This is a genomic window from Caballeronia sp. LZ003, assembly GCF_031451465.1.
In the GTDB taxonomy this organism is placed as follows: Bacteria; Pseudomonadota; Gammaproteobacteria; order Burkholderiales; family Burkholderiaceae; genus Caballeronia.
The window spans coordinates 1-721 of record NZ_JARUXJ010000110.1 but is presented as its reverse complement, the minus strand read 5'-3'; the positions used below and the strand labels follow the sequence as shown (position 1 = coordinate 721).

Genomic DNA, 721 nt, shown 5'->3' with positions numbered 1-721 from the left:
CACCGTCGTGATCGCTGCCGTCAGCGTGGTCTTGCCGTGGTCAACGTGACCGATCGTGCCCACGTTCACGTGCGGCTTGGTCCGCTCGAATTTACCTTTGGCCATTTTCGACTCCTAACAGGATTTTCGCACCTTGCGCCACGCGCAACTTACTAGACTAATACTTCTGGTGCCCATGGGCAGGATCGAACTGCCGACCTCTCCCTTACCAAGGGAGTGCTCTACCACTGAGCCACATGGGCACTACAAACCGACACTGGAGCGGGTGAAGGGAATCGAACCCTCGTCATAAGCTTGGAAGGCTTCTGCTCTACCATTGAGCTACACCCGCTTGGGCTGGATTCCCTACCGCTTGAATTCTGGTGGAGGAGGTTGGATTCGAACCAACGTAGGCGTAAGCCAACAGATTTACAGTCTGCCCCCTTTAGCCACTCGGGCACCCCTCCGCAGAGAACTATCGATTATGGGGAAGAAACACGGTGTTGTCAAGCCTTCCGCGCGACCCGCATTAACTGAGGCTCTCACTTATAGGTGAAAGCAAAACGCAAAAACCCCACCTGTTTGGGGGTGGGGTTTTTGTTGCTGCATGAAGAGCCTGACGATTACCTACTTTCACACGGGGGATCCGCACTATCATCGGCGTGGAGTCGTTTCACGGTCCTGTTCGGGATGGGAAGGGGTGGTACCAACTCGCTGTGGTCATCAGGCATGACTTGTTGTC

The 721-nt window shown here is 54.9% G+C and carries 1 protein-coding gene, 3 tRNA genes and 1 rRNA gene; all 5 read right to left on the bottom strand.

What is annotated here, in order from left to right; all coding sequences use genetic code 11:
• A partial coding sequence (locus QCE79_RS33280) for a GTP-binding protein (protein ID WP_032127001.1) occupies nucleotides 1-105 on the bottom strand: 105 nt, incomplete at its 3' end.
• A gap of 62 nt (nucleotides 106-167) precedes the next feature.
• Nucleotides 168-242, bottom strand: a tRNA-Thr gene (locus tag QCE79_RS33275).
• A gap of 15 nt (nucleotides 243-257) precedes the next feature.
• A tRNA-Gly gene (locus QCE79_RS33270) sits at nucleotides 258-331 on the bottom strand.
• A gap of 29 nt (nucleotides 332-360) precedes the next feature.
• Nucleotides 361-446: transfer RNA gene (locus QCE79_RS33265), tRNA-Tyr, on the bottom strand.
• Between the two features lie 147 nt (nucleotides 447-593).
• Nucleotides 594-707, bottom strand: a 5S ribosomal RNA gene (rrf, locus tag QCE79_RS33260).
• Nucleotides 708-721 lie beyond the last annotated feature (14 nt).